Origin of the sequence: Paracerasibacillus soli, from assembly GCF_042432965.1 — a bacterium.
Taxonomy (GTDB): domain Bacteria; phylum Bacillota; class Bacilli; order Bacillales; family Amphibacillaceae; genus Paracerasibacillus; species Paracerasibacillus soli.
In genome coordinates this window covers 25906-42984 of record NZ_JBHLWL010000044.1, presented here as the reverse complement: position 1 = coordinate 42984, position 17079 = coordinate 25906, and the positions used below count along the sequence as shown (strand labels likewise).

15 protein-coding genes are annotated in these 17079 nt (G+C 38.9%); all 15 read right to left on the bottom strand.

Annotated elements, in window-relative coordinates; genetic code table 11:
- Nucleotides 1-165: 165 nt before the first annotated feature.
- Nucleotides 166-1173 (bottom strand): ABC transporter ATP-binding protein, encoded by a 1008-nt coding sequence (locus tag ACFFIS_RS13165; RefSeq protein WP_390187943.1) that lies wholly within the window; start codon nucleotides 1171-1173, stop codon nucleotides 166-168.
- A gap of 78 nt (nucleotides 1174-1251) precedes the next feature.
- The gene (locus ACFFIS_RS13160; protein ID WP_320380637.1) at nucleotides 1252-2169 is read right to left on the bottom strand and encodes a S66 peptidase family protein; all 918 of its coding nucleotides are present in this window, start codon (nucleotides 2167-2169) and stop codon (nucleotides 1252-1254) included.
- A 135-nt stretch (nucleotides 2170-2304) separates the two neighbouring features.
- On the bottom strand, nucleotides 2305-3969 hold the full coding sequence (locus ACFFIS_RS13155; RefSeq protein ID WP_320380273.1) for a peptide ABC transporter substrate-binding protein: 1665 nt from the start codon (nucleotides 3967-3969) through the stop codon (nucleotides 2305-2307).
- 18 nt (nucleotides 3970-3987) lie between these two features.
- On the bottom strand, nucleotides 3988-4989 hold the full coding sequence (locus ACFFIS_RS13150; RefSeq protein ID WP_390187942.1) for an ABC transporter ATP-binding protein: 1002 nt from the start codon (nucleotides 4987-4989) through the stop codon (nucleotides 3988-3990).
- 9 nt (nucleotides 4990-4998) lie between these two features.
- Nucleotides 4999-5955, bottom strand: a complete 957-nt coding sequence (locus ACFFIS_RS13145) for an ABC transporter permease (protein WP_320380274.1) — start codon at nucleotides 5953-5955, stop codon at nucleotides 4999-5001.
- A gap of 1 nt (nucleotide 5956) precedes the next feature.
- Entirely contained in the window at nucleotides 5957-6889 is a 933-nt protein-coding gene (locus ACFFIS_RS13140) for an ABC transporter permease (protein WP_390187941.1), read from the bottom strand.
- 815 nt (nucleotides 6890-7704) lie between these two features.
- On the bottom strand, nucleotides 7705-8514 hold the full coding sequence (locus ACFFIS_RS13135; protein ID WP_320380275.1) for a serine hydrolase: 810 nt from the start codon (nucleotides 8512-8514) through the stop codon (nucleotides 7705-7707).
- Between the two features lie 72 nt (nucleotides 8515-8586).
- Nucleotides 8587-9411: a D-aminopeptidase DppA gene (gene dppA, locus ACFFIS_RS13130; protein WP_320380276.1), complete on the bottom strand. Its 825-nt coding sequence runs from the start codon at nucleotides 9409-9411 to the stop codon at nucleotides 8587-8589.
- A 411-nt stretch (nucleotides 9412-9822) separates the two neighbouring features.
- A complete protein-coding gene (gene murA / locus ACFFIS_RS13125; RefSeq protein WP_390187940.1) occupies nucleotides 9823-11154 on the bottom strand; it encodes a UDP-N-acetylglucosamine 1-carboxyvinyltransferase in 1332 nt (443 codons plus the stop codon).
- A 34-nt stretch (nucleotides 11155-11188) separates the two neighbouring features.
- Nucleotides 11189-11902: a YwmB family TATA-box binding protein gene (locus ACFFIS_RS13120; RefSeq protein WP_320380278.1), complete on the bottom strand. Its 714-nt coding sequence runs from the start codon at nucleotides 11900-11902 to the stop codon at nucleotides 11189-11191.
- An 82-nt stretch (nucleotides 11903-11984) separates the two neighbouring features.
- Entirely contained in the window at nucleotides 11985-12215 is a 231-nt protein-coding gene (locus ACFFIS_RS13115; RefSeq protein ID WP_390187939.1) for a DUF1146 family protein, read from the bottom strand.
- A gap of 439 nt (nucleotides 12216-12654) precedes the next feature.
- Nucleotides 12655-13053, bottom strand: a complete 399-nt coding sequence (locus ACFFIS_RS13110; protein WP_320380280.1) for a F0F1 ATP synthase subunit epsilon — start codon at nucleotides 13051-13053, stop codon at nucleotides 12655-12657.
- A gap of 74 nt (nucleotides 13054-13127) precedes the next feature.
- On the bottom strand, nucleotides 13128-14537 hold the full coding sequence (gene atpD / locus ACFFIS_RS13105) for a F0F1 ATP synthase subunit beta (RefSeq protein WP_320380281.1): 1410 nt from the start codon (nucleotides 14535-14537) through the stop codon (nucleotides 13128-13130).
- A gap of 46 nt (nucleotides 14538-14583) precedes the next feature.
- Nucleotides 14584-15441 carry an ATP synthase F1 subunit gamma gene (gene atpG, locus ACFFIS_RS13100; RefSeq protein ID WP_320380283.1) on the bottom strand — a complete coding sequence of 286 codons (858 nt, stop codon included), beginning with the start codon at nucleotides 15439-15441 and terminating at the stop codon, nucleotides 14584-14586.
- Between the two features lie 119 nt (nucleotides 15442-15560).
- Nucleotides 15561-17075 carry a F0F1 ATP synthase subunit alpha gene (gene atpA / locus ACFFIS_RS13095; protein WP_320380284.1) on the bottom strand — a complete coding sequence of 505 codons (1515 nt, stop codon included), beginning with the start codon at nucleotides 17073-17075 and terminating at the stop codon, nucleotides 15561-15563.
- Between the last annotated feature and the right edge of the window lie 4 nt (nucleotides 17076-17079).

Below are 17079 nucleotides of genomic sequence, written 5' to 3'. Positions count from 1 at the left end.
AAGCTACCCGATACTGTAAAAATGAGACAAGATAACCGTTCATGCAAATTCATTCCTAAGTCATTGCCAAGTTGAAAGGAGAATACCATTCAAGTCGCGTCTATTTCCCACAAAAAAGAGGCTAAAATGAGAGGGTAGCCCTCCTATCTTGGCCTCTTTCTACAGTTATTTTCCTTTAATCAAAACTTTTGGTGTATCCCTTCCTTCTTTTACATCATTGTATAAATGACAAGCTACATGATGATGTGCTTCTACTTCTTTCCACTGTGGTGTTTTTTGGGAGCAAATGTCCATTGCCATTGGACAGCGTGTTCGAAACACACAACCACTTGGGGGATCAATGGGGCTCGGTAATTCCCCTTCTAAAATAATCCGCTCCCGCTTCTCTTCTATATCTGGATCTGGAATCGGGATGGCCGACAAAAGTGCTTTTGTATACGGATGAAGTGGGTTGTCATACAAAGACTTTGCCGCGGTTAATTCTACTAGATGTCCTAAATACATGACACCAATTCTATCGGAAAAATGTTTTACCATAGATAAATCATGTGCGATAAATAAAAATGTTAAGCCTTTATCAATTTGTAACTTCTTTAATAGGTTCACGACTTGCGCTTGAACCGAGACGTCTAATGCCGAAATCGGCTCATCTGCAATAATAAATTGCGGATTTAACGCAAGTGCACGTGCAATACCAATTCGTTGACGCTGTCCGCCACTAAATTCATGTGGGTAACGGTTGGCATGATCACGATTTAAGCCCACCTCTTCTAATAGTTCATACACACGTTCTAATTGTTCCTTTTTTGACTGATACATTTTATGTACAATCATCGGCTCCGCTATAATTTCTTGCACAGTTGAACGTGGATTTAAAGAAGCGTATGGATCTTGGAAAATCATTTGCATACTGCGATAAAATGTAAACTTTTCTTTTTCATTCAAGTCATGGACGTTCTTTCCAGCAAACATCACATCGCCAGCAGTCTTTTCATAAAGCCCCATAATCGTGCGGCCAATCGTTGACTTCCCACAGCCTGATTCACCCACTAGTCCAAACGTTTCTCCTTGATGCACATGAAAGGAAACTCCATCTACCGCTTTTAGTATTTGTTTTTTTCCCAAATCAAAATGCTTTTTCAATTTGTTTACTTGTAAAATTGGTTCACTCATCTTCTTTTGTCTCCCCCCATATGTATAAAATCTCATAACGGCACCTATTGCTATATATCGTTTTGTTCAGGAATTTTTCTATTGTACGCCTGCGCAAATCTTTAATTCTTTCTTCGTTGTGTCTAACATTGCTTCCGTCCCAAGTGGAATCGCAAAATGCGGAAAGCAATGTCCAATCCGAAAACCAGCCATAACTGGACATGATAATGTTGAGAAATAATGAGAAAACACATCTTGCAATGACAATGTTGGGCCCTTTCCACCTTCTGAGTGAGCAAAGTCACCTACTACAATCCCCGCCACTTCTTGTAATTTCCCAGCTAACAACAATTGATTTAGCATCGCGTCTACTTGATATGGTACTTCTCCTATATCCTCGATTAATAATATATTTCCTTTTGTCTCAATTTCATAAGGTGTTCCAAGTGTACCGACCAAAAGGGACAGATTCCCACCTACGAGACGTCCTGTTGCTTTCCCAGATACGTATGTATGTAAAGGGGATATGGCCTCGGTATAATGTAGTTTTACTGGTGTAAATAGTTGTTGAAAACTTTGGGCACTTAATGCATCAAAAGTTGGATCACCAACATCAGAGGCTGCCATCGGGCCATGAAATGTAACAAGCCCTGTCTGTTGTCGAATTGCAGTATGTAAATAAGTAATATCACTATAACCCCACATAATTTTTGGGTTGTTACGGATTAATTGAAAATCTATGTTTGGTATAAGTCTTCCAGTCCCATAACCACCCCTAGCAAAAAAGATTGCTTTTACCGTGGAATCTCGTACCATTTCATGAAAATCTATTAGTCTTTGTTCATCCGTACCAGCTAAATAGCCATAAACTGATTGCGTAAATTTGCCTAACTTGACGTGAAGTCCAAGCTCTTGGAAAAATGAATAGGATTGTTTGAGTTGTTTTTGATTTGGGGGTCCTGCTGGAGCAATGATACCAACTGTATCACCTTTTTGTAAGCGTTGCGGTAAAATCATCATTTCATTACCTACTTTCTGTTTATGTAGATTGTTAACTATGGTCATTCTCTCTTTATAGTTATACGTTTTGCGTCATTAGGTGAAGATTGCCCTCATGATGCAAGGGCAATCCCAACCTATTCTTTCTATCCTTTAATTCTTATCCGCGTACTTCAAGTCAAAATAACCGACCGGGTGGCGTAAAATACCTGTTACACCATCCGCTTCAAGAACGACGGTATTGTAATAGCGAATGGGCATAATAAACATTTCTTCTGCAAGCATCTTTTCTGCTTCAAATAAATAATCCCAACGTTTTGCTTCATCTGCTTCTGTTTTTCCATGCGCAATTAGCTCATCATATTCTTTACTAGAATAGCCGGTTCTGTTCATGTAGGAATCCGTAATAAAGCTTTCCAAGAAGTTAACTGGATCGTTATAGTCGTTAATAAATGAACTTCGTGAGAACTGTAACTCCAAGTCTTTTTGTGCCTCAGAGAATACACCCCACTCCTGGTTCTCTAACGTGACTTCCACATCTAATGTTTCATGGAACATATCTTGTAATGCTTCAGCCACTGCTTTATTCGAATCACTTGTGTTGTACGATAAAGTAATTTCCGGTAGTTCATCGTATCCTTCTTCTTTCATACCTTCTTCCAATAATTGTTTTGCTTTATCTGCATCAAATGTTACTAAATCGCCATTTACATCACGGAAGTCTTTGCCATCTGGACCAGTAAACCCAGGGTTAATAAATCCATATGCAGGTTCGACACCATTTTTTACAACATATTTAGCAATATCTTCACGGTTTACAGCATACGCAAATGCTTGCCTAATTTTCTTATTTTGGAATGGTTCCATTTCTACATTAAAGCGGTAAAACTCTAATCCACCTTGTTCACCAATATACACATTATCTCCATCAATTAATTCATCAGATAGTTCAGCTGGAATACTTGCAGTGTCAAGCTCACCACTTTGGAACATCGAATATTGTGTATTCGATTCGTTTACCATTGCAAAATGAACTTTATCCAACTTCACAGCATCTGCATCCCAATATTGCTCATTTTTCTCAAAAAGCATTTCTTCATCGTGTTTCCATTCGACTAATTTAAATGGACCGTTCCCAACAAACGTTTCCGCCTCCGTATGCCAATCAGGATTTTCAGCAGCTACTTTATGATTAATCGGGAAAAATGCCGGATTTGTTAGTAGGTCTAGGAAAAATCCTGTCGGTGCAGTTAAAACAACTTCTAACGTTTGCTCATCAACTGCTGTAACTTTCACATCATCTTCTGATCCTTCTCCAGCATTATAAGCTTCAGCACCTTCAATGAAATATGCTAAAAACGCTGCTTCTGATTGTGTATTTGGATCAAGCATATATTTCCATGCAAATTCAAAGTCTTCTGCAACGACTGGATCGCCGTTAGACCATTTTGCGCCATCACGAATCGTAAATGTATACGTTAAACCATCATCCGAAATTTCCCATTCGCTTGCGGTTGCTTCTTTAGGTACATGTTGCTCATCTAAACGAGTTAAACCTTCCATCAAGTTGTTCAATGGATCCCATGAAACTTGGTCAAATCCAATGGATGGATCTAAGGACTTTGGCTCTGTTCCATTGTTTAGTTGTAACACTTTTTCCCCAACGTCTTCTTTTTCAGTCGCCTTATTATCATCAGTTTCAGATGTATTTGTTTCCCCTTTGTCTTCTGGTTCTTTACCTGCATCTTCATTTGCCGTACAAGCTGCTAACACGAATGCAACAAGTAAGGTAAAGCAAAACAGTAATAATTTCCTCATGCGTAAAACTCCCCCTTTTTATTTTGTGGCGGTATTCGCCAAAAGCTGTTTTGCCCGCTCATCCTGTAACCAGCAATGCACAATATGTGATGTGCTGCGTTCAGACTGAAACGGGTAAACTTTATTGCACACCTCCATTGCAAAAGGACATCTTGCTGTAAACGGACATCCCTTTGGAGGTGAGAATAAATCTGGTGGTGTTCCATCAATCGGTTGTAATGCTTCTTGTACATCTAATCGTGGTACGGAATTTAACAAACCTTTCGTGTACGGATGCTCGGCATGATAAAATATTTCTCGCTTCGTACCTGTTTCGATAATTTTTCCCGCATACATCACTGCAATTCGATCGGCAATTTTTGCAACGACACCAAGATCATGCGTAATTAAAATGATCGAGACACCTGTGACACGTTGGATTTTCTCAAATAACTCTAATATTTGTGCTTGAATCGTCACATCAAGCGCAGTTGTAGGCTCATCTGCGATAAGTAATTCTGGTTCACAAATAAGTGCAATCGCGATAACAATGCGTTGGCGCATACCACCACTAAATTGGTGAGGATATTGTTTTAGTCTTTCCTCTGGATTTGGTATGCCAACTAAATGCATCATTTCTATTGCCTTTTCTTGTGCTTCTTTCCCAGTCACATTTTGATGTTGTTTCAACCCTTCCATGAGTTGAGTGCCAATTGTTAAGGTTGGATTTAAAGCAGTCATCGGATCTTGGAAAATCATTGAAATATCTAAACCTCGTATCGCCCGCATTTCCTTTTCGGATACTTTTGTTAAGTCCTTTCCCTTAAACATTACATTGCCTTGCACTATTTTTCCGGGTGGACTCGGGATAAGCCGCATAATTGCATTTGAAGTTACACTTTTCCCACACCCAGATTCACCAACGATTGCGAGTGTCTCCCCTTTATGCAAATGGAAATCCACACCACGAACAGCCTGAACTGTCCCACCATATGTTGAAAAGTTTACGTGTAGATTTTTGACTTCAAGTATTTTTTCCACTTTGTACACCTACTTTCTAAGACGTGGATCAAGTGCATCTTGTAACCCATCACCTAATACGTTAAAAGCAAACATCGTAAATGAAATAAAAAATGCTGGGAAAAACAATGTCCACCAATTACCAGATTGAATCGCACCTAATGCATCGTTCGCCATGACTCCCCAACTTGCATATGGAGCTTGGATCCCAAGTCCAATAAAACTTAAAAATGCTTCGGCAAATATAGCAGACGGTACGGTTAAAGTCGCCTGCACAATAATTGGCCCCATCGTATTTGGTAGTAAGTTTTTTCGAATGATTCTCGATGCTTTCGTACCAAAAGATCGTGATGCAAGCACAAATTCATAGTTTTTTATTTGAAGTACTTGCCCACGTACAATTCGTGCCATCCCTACCCAACCAGTAATAGTTAAAGCGATAATGATAGTCGATAAACTAGGCCCTAAAACAACGAGTAGTAATATAACGACGAGTAAATATGGTAATCCATATAAGATTTCGATAATACGCATCATCACATTGTCAGCACGCCCACCCTTATATCCGGCAATTCCGCCATAAATGATACCGATTGTAAAATCAATCAAGGCAGCCATTAATCCGACAAAAAGTGAGATTCTTGCACCATACCATGTACGGGTAAAAACATCTCTTCCTAATGCATCGGTACCAAACCAATGTGTTTGCGATGGAGCTTGAAATTGATTTGGTAAATTTGTTTTATTTACTTCAAATGGCGATAAAATTGGTCCAACAATTGCCATCACAGACAGGAGAATCAGGAATACGAAACCAGACATCGCCAATTTATTTCCTTTTAATCGTCGCCACGCATCTTTCCAATAAGATAGAGATGGGCGAGAAACAGCTTCTGCATCTCCTTTTGCTGTATCTTGCCATCTAAACCATTCATCTGGCACTGCAGCAGGAGAATAGGTACGTTCGTCTTGTTTTCCAAGTTTCATTTTATTCCCCTTCTTCCTTATGTATTTTAATTCTTGGGTCTAAAATGCCATAGGCGATATCGACTAAAAATAACATGACGATAAGAAAGGCACTATAAAATACAGTTGTCCCCATAATAACGGGATAATCACGGTGATTAATACTTTCCACAAAGTATTTCCCCATACCAGGAATGGCAAAAATCTGTTCAATAACGAATGTTCCAGTTAAAATACCAGCTAATAATGTACCCATAATGGTTACTACTGGCATGAGCGCATTTCGTAGTGCATGTTTAAACACGATTTTCCACGGTGAAAGGCCCTTTGCACGTGCCATTTTAATATAATCTTGTGTCAATACCTCAATCATCGTGGAACGGGTTAAACGTGCGATAATGGCCATCGGTCCCGTTGCCAAGGCAACAACTGGTAACACCATATGTGCCGGACTCGACCATGTCGCAACTGGCAGGAAGTCCCAATCAACCGCTACTTTTTTAATAAGTAATGTCGCTAAAATAAAGTTTGGTATGGATATACCTAACACTGCATAACCCATTGCCATATAATCGATAATTCCGTTATGTCGTAGTGCTGCGATAACGCCTAGCGTAATTCCAGATAAAACCGCTACGATAATCGTCACCATTCCAAGTTCAAATGATATGGGAAATCCTCTGCTTAGTAAGGAATTCACTGTTTGGTTCGGTTGACTAATTGATGGGCCAAAGTCAAATGTCACAATGGATTTTAAATAAATGAGATACTGAATGTGATACGGTTTATCTAAGTTATAATGGCGTTCTAAGTTCTTCTGAATGATTTCATTTGAGGTTGATTCACTATTGAACGGTGATCCTGGTATGGAAACCATGAGCACAAATGTTAAGGTGACAATTATCCATAATGTAACAATCATAATGAGAAAGCGCTTTAGAATGTATTTTAGCAAGCTATTCACTCCTATGCTGGGACTTCAAGTATGTTCGTCCATTCATACTTAAAGATTTTTGTTCGTAAAATTCTGTTATTTAATCTTATGATGGTGTTTCATTAAAAATCGATACTGTTTTGCCCGTAGCTGTTTTTTTGATGATTGGTGTATTTACAAGATAGAACCAAACTGTCTCGTAACTATCTTTTTAGTAGAGGAGCATATAACTCGCTCCGAAAATACACTTCGCTTTCCGCGGGAGTCTACGTATTCTGTCTACGCTAGTCTAGGTCATCTAATATAAATAATAGACAATCAATTCGTAATGAAAGATACCTACACCAGCGGAGGAAAAACACGGAGACTCGAAAAAGATAAAACGTCTTTTCCTCGTACGATTTCATGCTGCCGAAGTGTTCCTTGTCCTACGGGTGGTCGGCTAAGATCGGTTACGTCCTGTAACCAATGCCGACACTAGAACGTCGTGTTCTTCGCTCAGCCTAGGTGAGACCCCACAGTGCGTCATAGGGCTGGAAGGCTAAGAAAGCGACGTCCTGTTGGCCCGAGGCTCATCAGCCGCCCGCGGAAGGCGCCGTGTTTTTCCGGAGCGATATTAGTGAGGCAAGTTTTCACTACTGAACAGTTTGGGTCAACTGTTGTGATATGGCACAAAATTGGCTGTGGCGTGTAGTTGGTATACCAAACATTAGCGCAGTATTTTCTGTAGCAATGTTTGTGCGCCTCATATAAAGTAAGTTCTCACTTCGTCACGTTTTGTATCAGTTGCATATGCAATACGAAAGGTATGTGATTTTCAAGGCTATGTTGCATATCTAATTGCGGTTAGTATAAGCATCATAAATCATGCTTCCTATCTCGGCCATCACTCGTTTGCTTTTACGTTGATCAATATCTTTCGACAGCACTGTCAGCAGTATCGTATGCGACTCCATGTATAAAATACCAACATCATGTAACACGTTCGTGATGCTTCCTGTCTTATGGGCAAATTCCCAGTGCGGTCTTTCTCCAATAATTGCGTCAGACTGTACAGGTAAGCGTGCAGGTAAACAATCGGTAATTTGCTGTTTTTTCATGATTGCTAGCATTCGTTCACAGGCATCATAAGATATGACTTTCCCATTCACGATTAAATCAAGCATGTTCATCATGTCAGCAGCGGTAATTTCATTATTCCCTTCACGTTCAACTGGAATCGTCATTAACTTATTATAGAATGAGCTATCATTTAACCCCATTTCTTTCATCAATTGTTGGATTGCCGCTACGCCGACTACATCAATTAAAATATTTGTTGCTGTATTATCACTTTGAATCATCATCAGTGTGATGTAATCGTAAATCGTAAGCGAAGTTCCAGGTGTCATATGTTGTAAAACACCACTTCCACCTACTTGATCTTCTTTCCTTAAAACAATTTGCTCGCATAGCTGTAATTGTCCTTTTTGCCATGCAGCAAACAGAGCAACCATAATCGGAACCTTTATGACACTCGCTGCCGGAAAGCGTATTTTACTATTCTTTTCCCAAGTTTCACCGGTTTGGATATGTTTTATCGTAATGCCCCAAACTCCTCCGACTTGTTCTGTCAGTTTATCTATTTTCTGAAATACGTTATGCATCCTCTTCAACCTTTTCTAAAAAATGAAGTGTAAAACCGAATATGTGAATCTAACTATTTTTATTATGGTTTTCTAGGAAAACTTCGTATCCATGGCTAATTCTGTCATGACGAGCATTGCTCGATACGCTTCAAGAATATCTTTTGCTTCAAAAGAAACAATCGTTGTACCTGGCTCAATCTTCGTTCCGGGCATTAAGTTTGCCCATTCTGCTTGCCCGTAATTGTTAAACTCAATGCGTAATGTTGGTGCTTTTGGTGGAATGATTGGCTTTACTTCATTTTTACTTTTTAATGCTTGCATTACTTTTGTTTGCAACAATGCTTCAGCCTTTTTTGGCGTTAAGCTTTTAACAGATGAACGCGATATTGTTTCTTTGACTATGGCTGTTGTGACATGAGGTACGAGATTTTCCGCCTCTTTTGCTGCTTGGTCATCACCGGAGACGAGTAATAGTGGAACACCATAATGTCCGGCAACATATGCATTAAAGCCCATCTCACCTAATGGCTCATCATTGATATAAAAATTTCTAACTGCATGAACCATAGAATGTGACATCACACCAAACTTCCCAGCCCTTGCATGATATCCGATAAACATTGCACCATCATATGTATGATCAAGCCCTTGTACCATAGAAAGCGGTTTCACATCACCTGAAATTAAAAGAGCATCGGGATGAAGCTCATCAATAAGTAAGTTATTCATTTTTGAATGACTATCATTAATTAATATTTCGGTACATCCTTGTTGAAAAGCTGCTTCGACGACCGCATTTACTTCATTCGTCATGATTCGCCTTGCGCGGTCATAATTATGTTCTGAGGAATAGACAAAAGTGTAGTCAGGTAAACCAGTTATTCCTTCCATATCGACCGATAAGTATAGTTTCATATAAAATCACCTTTTGTATATTAATTACTAATTTTCTTTAAATTTTAGCACATATAGTCAGAAAAATAAAGACATTTTACAAAATTACATTTATAGCACTCGACAATTCCTAGTTGGAAATGCAATGCACCGCCATCATTAATATCGGAAATATACGAATGATTGCTTCCGAGAGGTTATTTGCATAAATTGTAATATAACGAAATATACATCGTGTTACATGGGGACTTTTCACCAAAATAATAGGTGGGTAGGTGAATAGCATTTTCGTGGGGTATTCTTTCCGTCATCATTTTATAGCAAAACGCTCCTTCCAAGCACATAGAAGTTCATTTATTGCAAAATAAAAAACAGATGGATTTGATTATCAGTCCATCTGTTTCTCAATCGTTACAGTATATGATTATGAGCTTAAGTTAATTTTGCGATGAATGTTTTCGTACGATAAGGTCCTTTTTTAACAGTAGTTTCTTCCGGTACAACAGAATCATCTACACGGACAATATCTGCTCCAAGAGAAGCTAGCTTTTCGGCAAAGTTTACATAGCCACGATCAAGATGTTTTAATTCAGTAACACGTGTATAATTTTCCGCACGTAAACCAGCCAAGATTAAGGCAGCGGCTGCTCTTAAATCTGTTGCAGCTACTTCTGCACCTTGAAGATCAGAAGGGCCTTCAATGATTACACTACGGCCTTCTATTTTCATTTTGGCATTCATTCTGCGAAACTCTTCCACATGCATGAATCTGTTTTCGAAGACTGTTTCTGTAATTACACTCGTACCTTCTGCACAAAGCATAAGTGCCATCATCTGTGATTGCATATCCGTTGGGAATCCTGGATGAGGCAAAGTTTTAATATCTGTTGCCTTTAATTTCTTTGGTCCAATTACACGAAGACCATCTTTTTCTTCCGTAATTTGAACATCCATTTCTTCAAGTTTCGAAATAACAGGACGAAGATGTTCACTAACTGCATTTTCAATTAATACATTTCCACCCGAAATTGCCGCTGCGACCATAAATGTACCTGCTTCTACTCGGTCAGGGATTACGGTATATTCCACACCATATAGTTTTTCTACACCATCAATTTTAATTGTTTCTGTACCTGCTCCGACGATTTTAGCTCCCATTTTGTTTAAGTAGTTAGCTAAGTCCACAATTTCAGGCTCTTTGGCACAGTTTTCAATAATGGTTCTACCTTCTGCCAATGCAGCAGCCATCATAATATTTTCGGTTGCACCAACACTAGGCATATCTAAATAAACCTTTGCCCCTTTTAGACGTCCCTTTACGCTTGCTTCAACAAAGCCATTTCCAACATGCACTTCAGCACCCATTGCTTCAAATCCCTTAAGATGTAAATCAATTGGGCGTGTACCAATTGCACATCCACCTGGCATCGCTACTTTTGCATGACCAAAACGTGCTAATAACGGGCCAAGTACAAGTACGGAAGCGCGCATTTTTCGCACATACTCAAAAGGTGCTTCTGTCGTTAATTGCCTTGAAGCATCAATGGTAACTGTATTATTTATGAAATTTACATCTACATTCATATTGCGTAATACTTCGTTAATTGTATAAACATCTGCTAAAACAGGAACGCCACGGATTACACTTGTTCCCTCGCTAGCGATAATACTTGCAGCTAAGACAGGGAGAACTGCATTTTTTGCACCTTCCACTTTTACGGTGCCATGAAGCTGTTGTCCACCTCTTACGATGATCTTTTCCATATTTCAAGTCTCCTTCAGAACCAGTTTCACTATATTAGTATTCATTTATTAGGATAGGTGTTCCAATCACAAAATTTACTTCACCTGAGTCGTTTTCTTTTGCAACAATTTGTACATTTACTTTTTCATTTGATGTCATTATTAATTGTCCCCATAAAGGCGTATACCCATAGATGTTTTTTTTAACCAATCCATCTTTTATGGAGTCTGTTTGTGTTTTCATTTGAACAATATCCAGTTTTTCTATTAACTTTTCAAAAAAATAATCATTACCAATTATAGCATTATCTTGTGTCGTCAGACAAGCAAATCTTCGCGAAGACTTCGTGAAATATGTAGTATACATGTCCTGCGCTTGTTGTACGTACACTTCTTCAATCTTTTTATGCCAATTAGTACCTTTTATTACCCCAATTAACTCAGCTTTATACGCTTTATTTTTAGGATAGATAAGATGTAATCCAATTTCCATTTTACCATTTTCAAGTTCATAAGCAACGGAATATTGTGTCCGCTGTTCATCTGTCTCACTCGTAACATGAAATTCATCATGCAATTGTTCTAATAACGCATCTGCTTTTTGTTGTGAAAACTGTTCTTTCATCGTAACCTGCCATTCTGCAATTCCTAAATCTATATCTTCCACGAAGGATGCTATATCCATTAGTTCATCATTGTAGCTATAATGTGCATATACTTGTTTCCCCATAAATGCCAATATCACAATCATTAACAATAGCCGTTTCACATTTATTCCCCCTTATTGTCTCATCAACAGTATGAGCAAGAGGGAATCATTTCATACTTCGTTTTTAATAGATTAGTAGAAATTAAAATAAATATAATAGATCCCGTGACCATTGTAAAAACTCCAAAAAGAATCGACTTACTCCTGCTCCTATCACGATGGCAATGAAAAGGAAAAATATTCGTGCTTCCACCACTTTCCCTTTACGAATGATTGGTTCAAAATTTATCATCTGCATTGCCTGCCATGTTACATATATAAAAATTAAATGGGAAAGCATACTAATAATTGCTTGTTGTCCAATCGTAAACATTCCTTCACCTCCAACCCATTATTTTATAGCTTTTATTTCCTGACTAATCATTTTAAGTGTGCAATTGTATTTCGGTATTCATTCGCTACCCTAAATATATGTTGCCGCTATGATTTGCATTAAATCAATATGGTTCTTTCATACTAATTTAATCATTTTTTCAAACCTGTATGATTTCGACATTTTTATATCATAATTTGTATTTCCCGGGTAATATCGACTTTATTTCACAATTGAAGGGGAATTATTTTAAAATTTATAAAATAATGTGGAAAAGTGCCATTATCTATACTAGGCATATACTTATTATTCCACAAATGTATAAAACTTAAGCATATCCGCGCTTTTTCTACAAATTTTAGTGATTTACCGGAAATAACCCAAAACAAAAACTCCCACATCTTATGATATGAGAGCTTTGTTTAAATGGGATCTTCCCTTAAAATTTAGATACATTTAATCTGTTCATTGCTCGTTTGAGTGCTAATTCTGCCCGTTGGAAGTCAATATGATCTTGATGTGACTGTAGACGCTGTTCCGCACGTTCTTTTGCATGTTCCGCACGTGTAACATCAATGTCCGAAGGCTTTTCAGCGGACTGGGCAAGAATGGTTACCTTATCTGGTCGCACTTCTAAAAAACCACCATTAACTGCAAGATGGTCCGTATCGTTGCCACGTTTTAGACGGACATCGCCGATATCAAGTGGTGCGACAAGTGGAATATGTTCTGGTAAAATCCCTAACTCACCATTTTCAGCCCGACAAACTACCATATCATACGTATCTTCCATTACTGGACCATCAGGAGTAACAACACTCACAGTTAGTGTTTTCAATGTAACCCCTCCTCAGACAAACAGGAAGACGGCTTGTTTATCGCTCCATTAAACTTCCTTCTGCCTTCGTAAATTTATTCCATACCTTTTGCTTTTTCAACAACTTCTTCAATACGACCTACTAAGCGGAATGCATCCTCTGGTAAATCGTCATATTTACCTGCTAAGATTTCCTTAAATCCTTTTACTGTTTCTTGTACAGGTACATAAGATCCAGGTTGACCAGTAAATTGTTCGGCAACGTGGAAGTTTTGTGATAAGAAGAATTGGATACGGCGCGCACGAGCAACCGTCATTTTATCTTCATCAGAAAGTTCATCCATACCTAAAATTGCAATAATATCTTGTAACTCACGGTAACGTTGTAATGTACGTTGCACTTCGCGTGCTACTTCATAGTGTTCATCCCCAACAATTTCTGGGTCTAACGCACGTGATGTTGACGCAAGTGGGTCTACCGCAGGATAAATCCCTTGCTCAGATAATTTACGATCTAAGTTTGTCGTAGCATCTAAGTGAGCAAATGTTGTTGCTGGTGCTGGGTCTGTATAGTCATCCGCCGGAACATAAATTGCTTGGATAGATGTAACAGAACCTTTATTTGTAGATGTAATACGTTCTTGTAATTGACCCATTTCCGTTGCAAGTGTAGGCTGGTAACCAACCGCAGATGGCATACGACCAAGTAAAGCCGAAACCTCTGAACCTGCTTGTGTAAAGCGGAAAATATTATCGATGAATAATAGTACGTCTGCACCTTTTTCATCACGGAAATATTCAGCCATTGTCAAACCAGTTAGAGCTACACGCATACGCGCACCAGGTGGTTCGTTCATTTGACCGAATACCATTGCTGTTTTTTCAATAACGCCAGAATCTTTCATTTCAAAGTAAAGGTCATTACCTTCACGTGTACGCTCTCCAACACCGGCAAATACAGAGATACCACCGTGTTCTTGGGCGATGTTGTTAATAAGCTCCTGGATTAAAACTGTTTTACCTACACCGGCTCCACCAAATAGTCCGATTTTACCACCTTTAATATAAGGTGCAAGTAGGTCAACTACTTTAATTCCAGTTTCTAAAATTTCTGTTTCTGTTGATAAATCCTCAAATTTCGGTGATTCACGATGAATAGGATCTTTTCTTGTATTTGCAGCAAGAGGCTCATCTAAATCAATATTTTCACCTAGTACGTTAAATACACGTCCTAACGTTACATCACCTACAGGAACTGAAATTGGTCCACCTAAGTCCGTTACAGCCATGCCGCGCTGTACACCATCAGTCGATGCCATTGCAATTGTTCTTACTGCATGGTCACCAAGATGAAGGGCAACTTCCAATGTTAATTCGTTTGGTGTGCCGTCTTCATTGGTACCCAATTGGACAGTTAATGCATTATAAATTTCAGGGAGTGTGTCATCAGCAAATTTTACGTCGACAACAGGTCCCATAACTTGTGTAACTTGTCCTTTACTCATCAATTTCCCTCCTAACTACAATAAATCCAATGAAACTTTTTTAGTTTTATTCTAAAGCTGCTGCACCGCCAACAATTTCTGTAATTTCCTGTGTAATGCCTGCTTGGCGTGCACGGTTGTATGATAATGTCAAATCTCCAATGAGTTCGTCAGCGTTATCTGTTGCACTACGCATTGCGGTCATTCGTGCAGCATGTTCACTCGCTTTTCCATCCAGTAACGCACCATAAATAAGACTCTCGGCATACTGTGGTAAAAGTGTTTTTAAAATTTCCTCTTCATTTGGTTCATACTCATATTGGCTAGAAGAACCACTAGTTTTTTCTACATTTGTAATAGGTAATACCGTTTTACTTGTGACAACTTGTGATATAGCACTCACATAATGGTTGTAGAAAATGACCAACTCATCAATTTCACCATCACTGTACATTTGGACTGTTTCAGAAGCAAGCTTTTTAATATCTGCAAAGCTAGGTTGATCTGCCACGCCTAATATACTTTTAGCAATCGGTAAATTTCGTGTTCTACAAAAATCATAACCCATCCGACCAATGACAATAATCGTGTATTCGTCAGATGATTGATGACGTTCTTGAATAGTCATCTGTAACTTACGTAGTACACTACTATTATAGGCCCCTGCTAAACCACGGTCAGCGGTAACCACGATGTAACCTGTTTTCTTTACTTCTCTTGTTTGCAGCATTGGATGTTCTGCATCTGTGTTTTGTGCTATATGAGCAACAACTTCTTGAATTTTTTCACTGTATGGAACAAAAGCACGGGCGTTTTCTTCGGCACGAGCCATTTTCGAGGCTGATACCATTTCCATCGCCTTTGTAATGTGCTTTGTGCTTTCAGTGGAATCAATTCGTTGTTTAATATCTCTTAACGATGCCAAGCCATTTCACCATCCTTCCTTACAGAAGTAGAAGGTTTACACGTGATGGGATGGAACAGAACCAACGCCCATCACAAGTGAAACTTTCTTTTTGTTTCTATATCAATCGTTATTTTTAATTATTTTGTTTCAGATGGCAAGAAAGTTTTCTTAAATGCTTCAATTGCTTCGTTCATATCTTTTTCTTCAGGTAGGTTACCTGTCTCACGAATTGATGCAAGCAATTCCGCACGGTTTGAATCAAGCCATGTGTTCATTTCTGCTTCAAAACGAGTAATATCCACTGTAGGAATATCATCTAAGAAACCTTTCGTCAATGCATAAATAATCATTACTTGTTTTTCAACAGCTAATGGTTTATGCAGACCTTGCTTTAATACTTCTACTGTTCTTTCTCCTCGGTTTAAGCGCGCTTGTGTTGCTTTATCAAGGTCTGAACCGAACTGTGCAAATGCTTCTAGCTCACGATATGCTGCAAGGTCAAGACGTAATGTACCGGCAACCTTTTTCATCGCTTTAATTTGTGCAGATCCACCAACACGAGATACAGAAAGACCTGCGTTGATTGCTGGACGCACACCAGAGAAGAATAGATCAGATTGTAAGAAAATTTGACCATCTGTAATTGAAATTACGTTCGTTGGAATATATGCAGAAATATCACCTGCTTGTGTTTCAACGAATGGTAATGCTGTAAGTGATCCACCACCTAGGGCATCACTTAATTTTGCCGCTCTTTCAAGTAAACGTGAGTGCAAGTAGAATACGTCACCAGGATATGCTTCACGACCTGGAGGACGACGTAATAATAAGGAGAGTTCACGATATGCTGCAGCTTGTTTTGATAAATCATCATACACAACAAGCACGTGCTTACCGTTGTACATAAACTCCTCACCCATTGTTACACCTGAATATGGTGCTAAGTATAATAATGGTGCTGGGTCAGATGCGCCAGCTGATACAACGATTGTATAGTCTAATGCACCGTAACGACGGAATGTCTCAACTGTACCACGTACTGTTGATTCCTTTTGACCGATTGCAACATAGATGCAAATCATATCTTGGTCTTTTTGGTTCAAGATTGTATCAATTGCAACTGTTGTTTTACCTGTTTGACGGTCACCAATGATTAATTCACGTTGACCACGGCCAACTGGTACGAGTGCGTCAATTGCTTTAATTCCTGTTTGTAAAGGTTCATGTACGGATTTACGTGCCATTACACCAGGTGCTGCTGATTCAATTGGACGAGTTTTGGAAGTTTCAATCGGTCCACGTCCATCAATCGGTTGCCCAAGTGGGTTTACTACACGTCCTAATAATTCCTCTCCAACAGGTACTTGCATAATACGGCCGGTACGACGAACTTCGTCACCTTCTTTAATTTCCGTATATGGTCCAAGAATTACGATACCAACGTTTGATTCTTCTAAGTTTTGTGCCATACCCATGACACCATTTGAAAACTCAACAAGCTCACCAGCCATTACATTATCAAGACCGTAAGCACGTGCGATACCGTCACCGATTTCAATAACCGTTCCAACATCGCTTACTTCAATATCAGAATCGAAACTTTCGATTTGCTGTTTAATTAATGTACTAATTTCTTCAGCTTTGATGCTCATACCT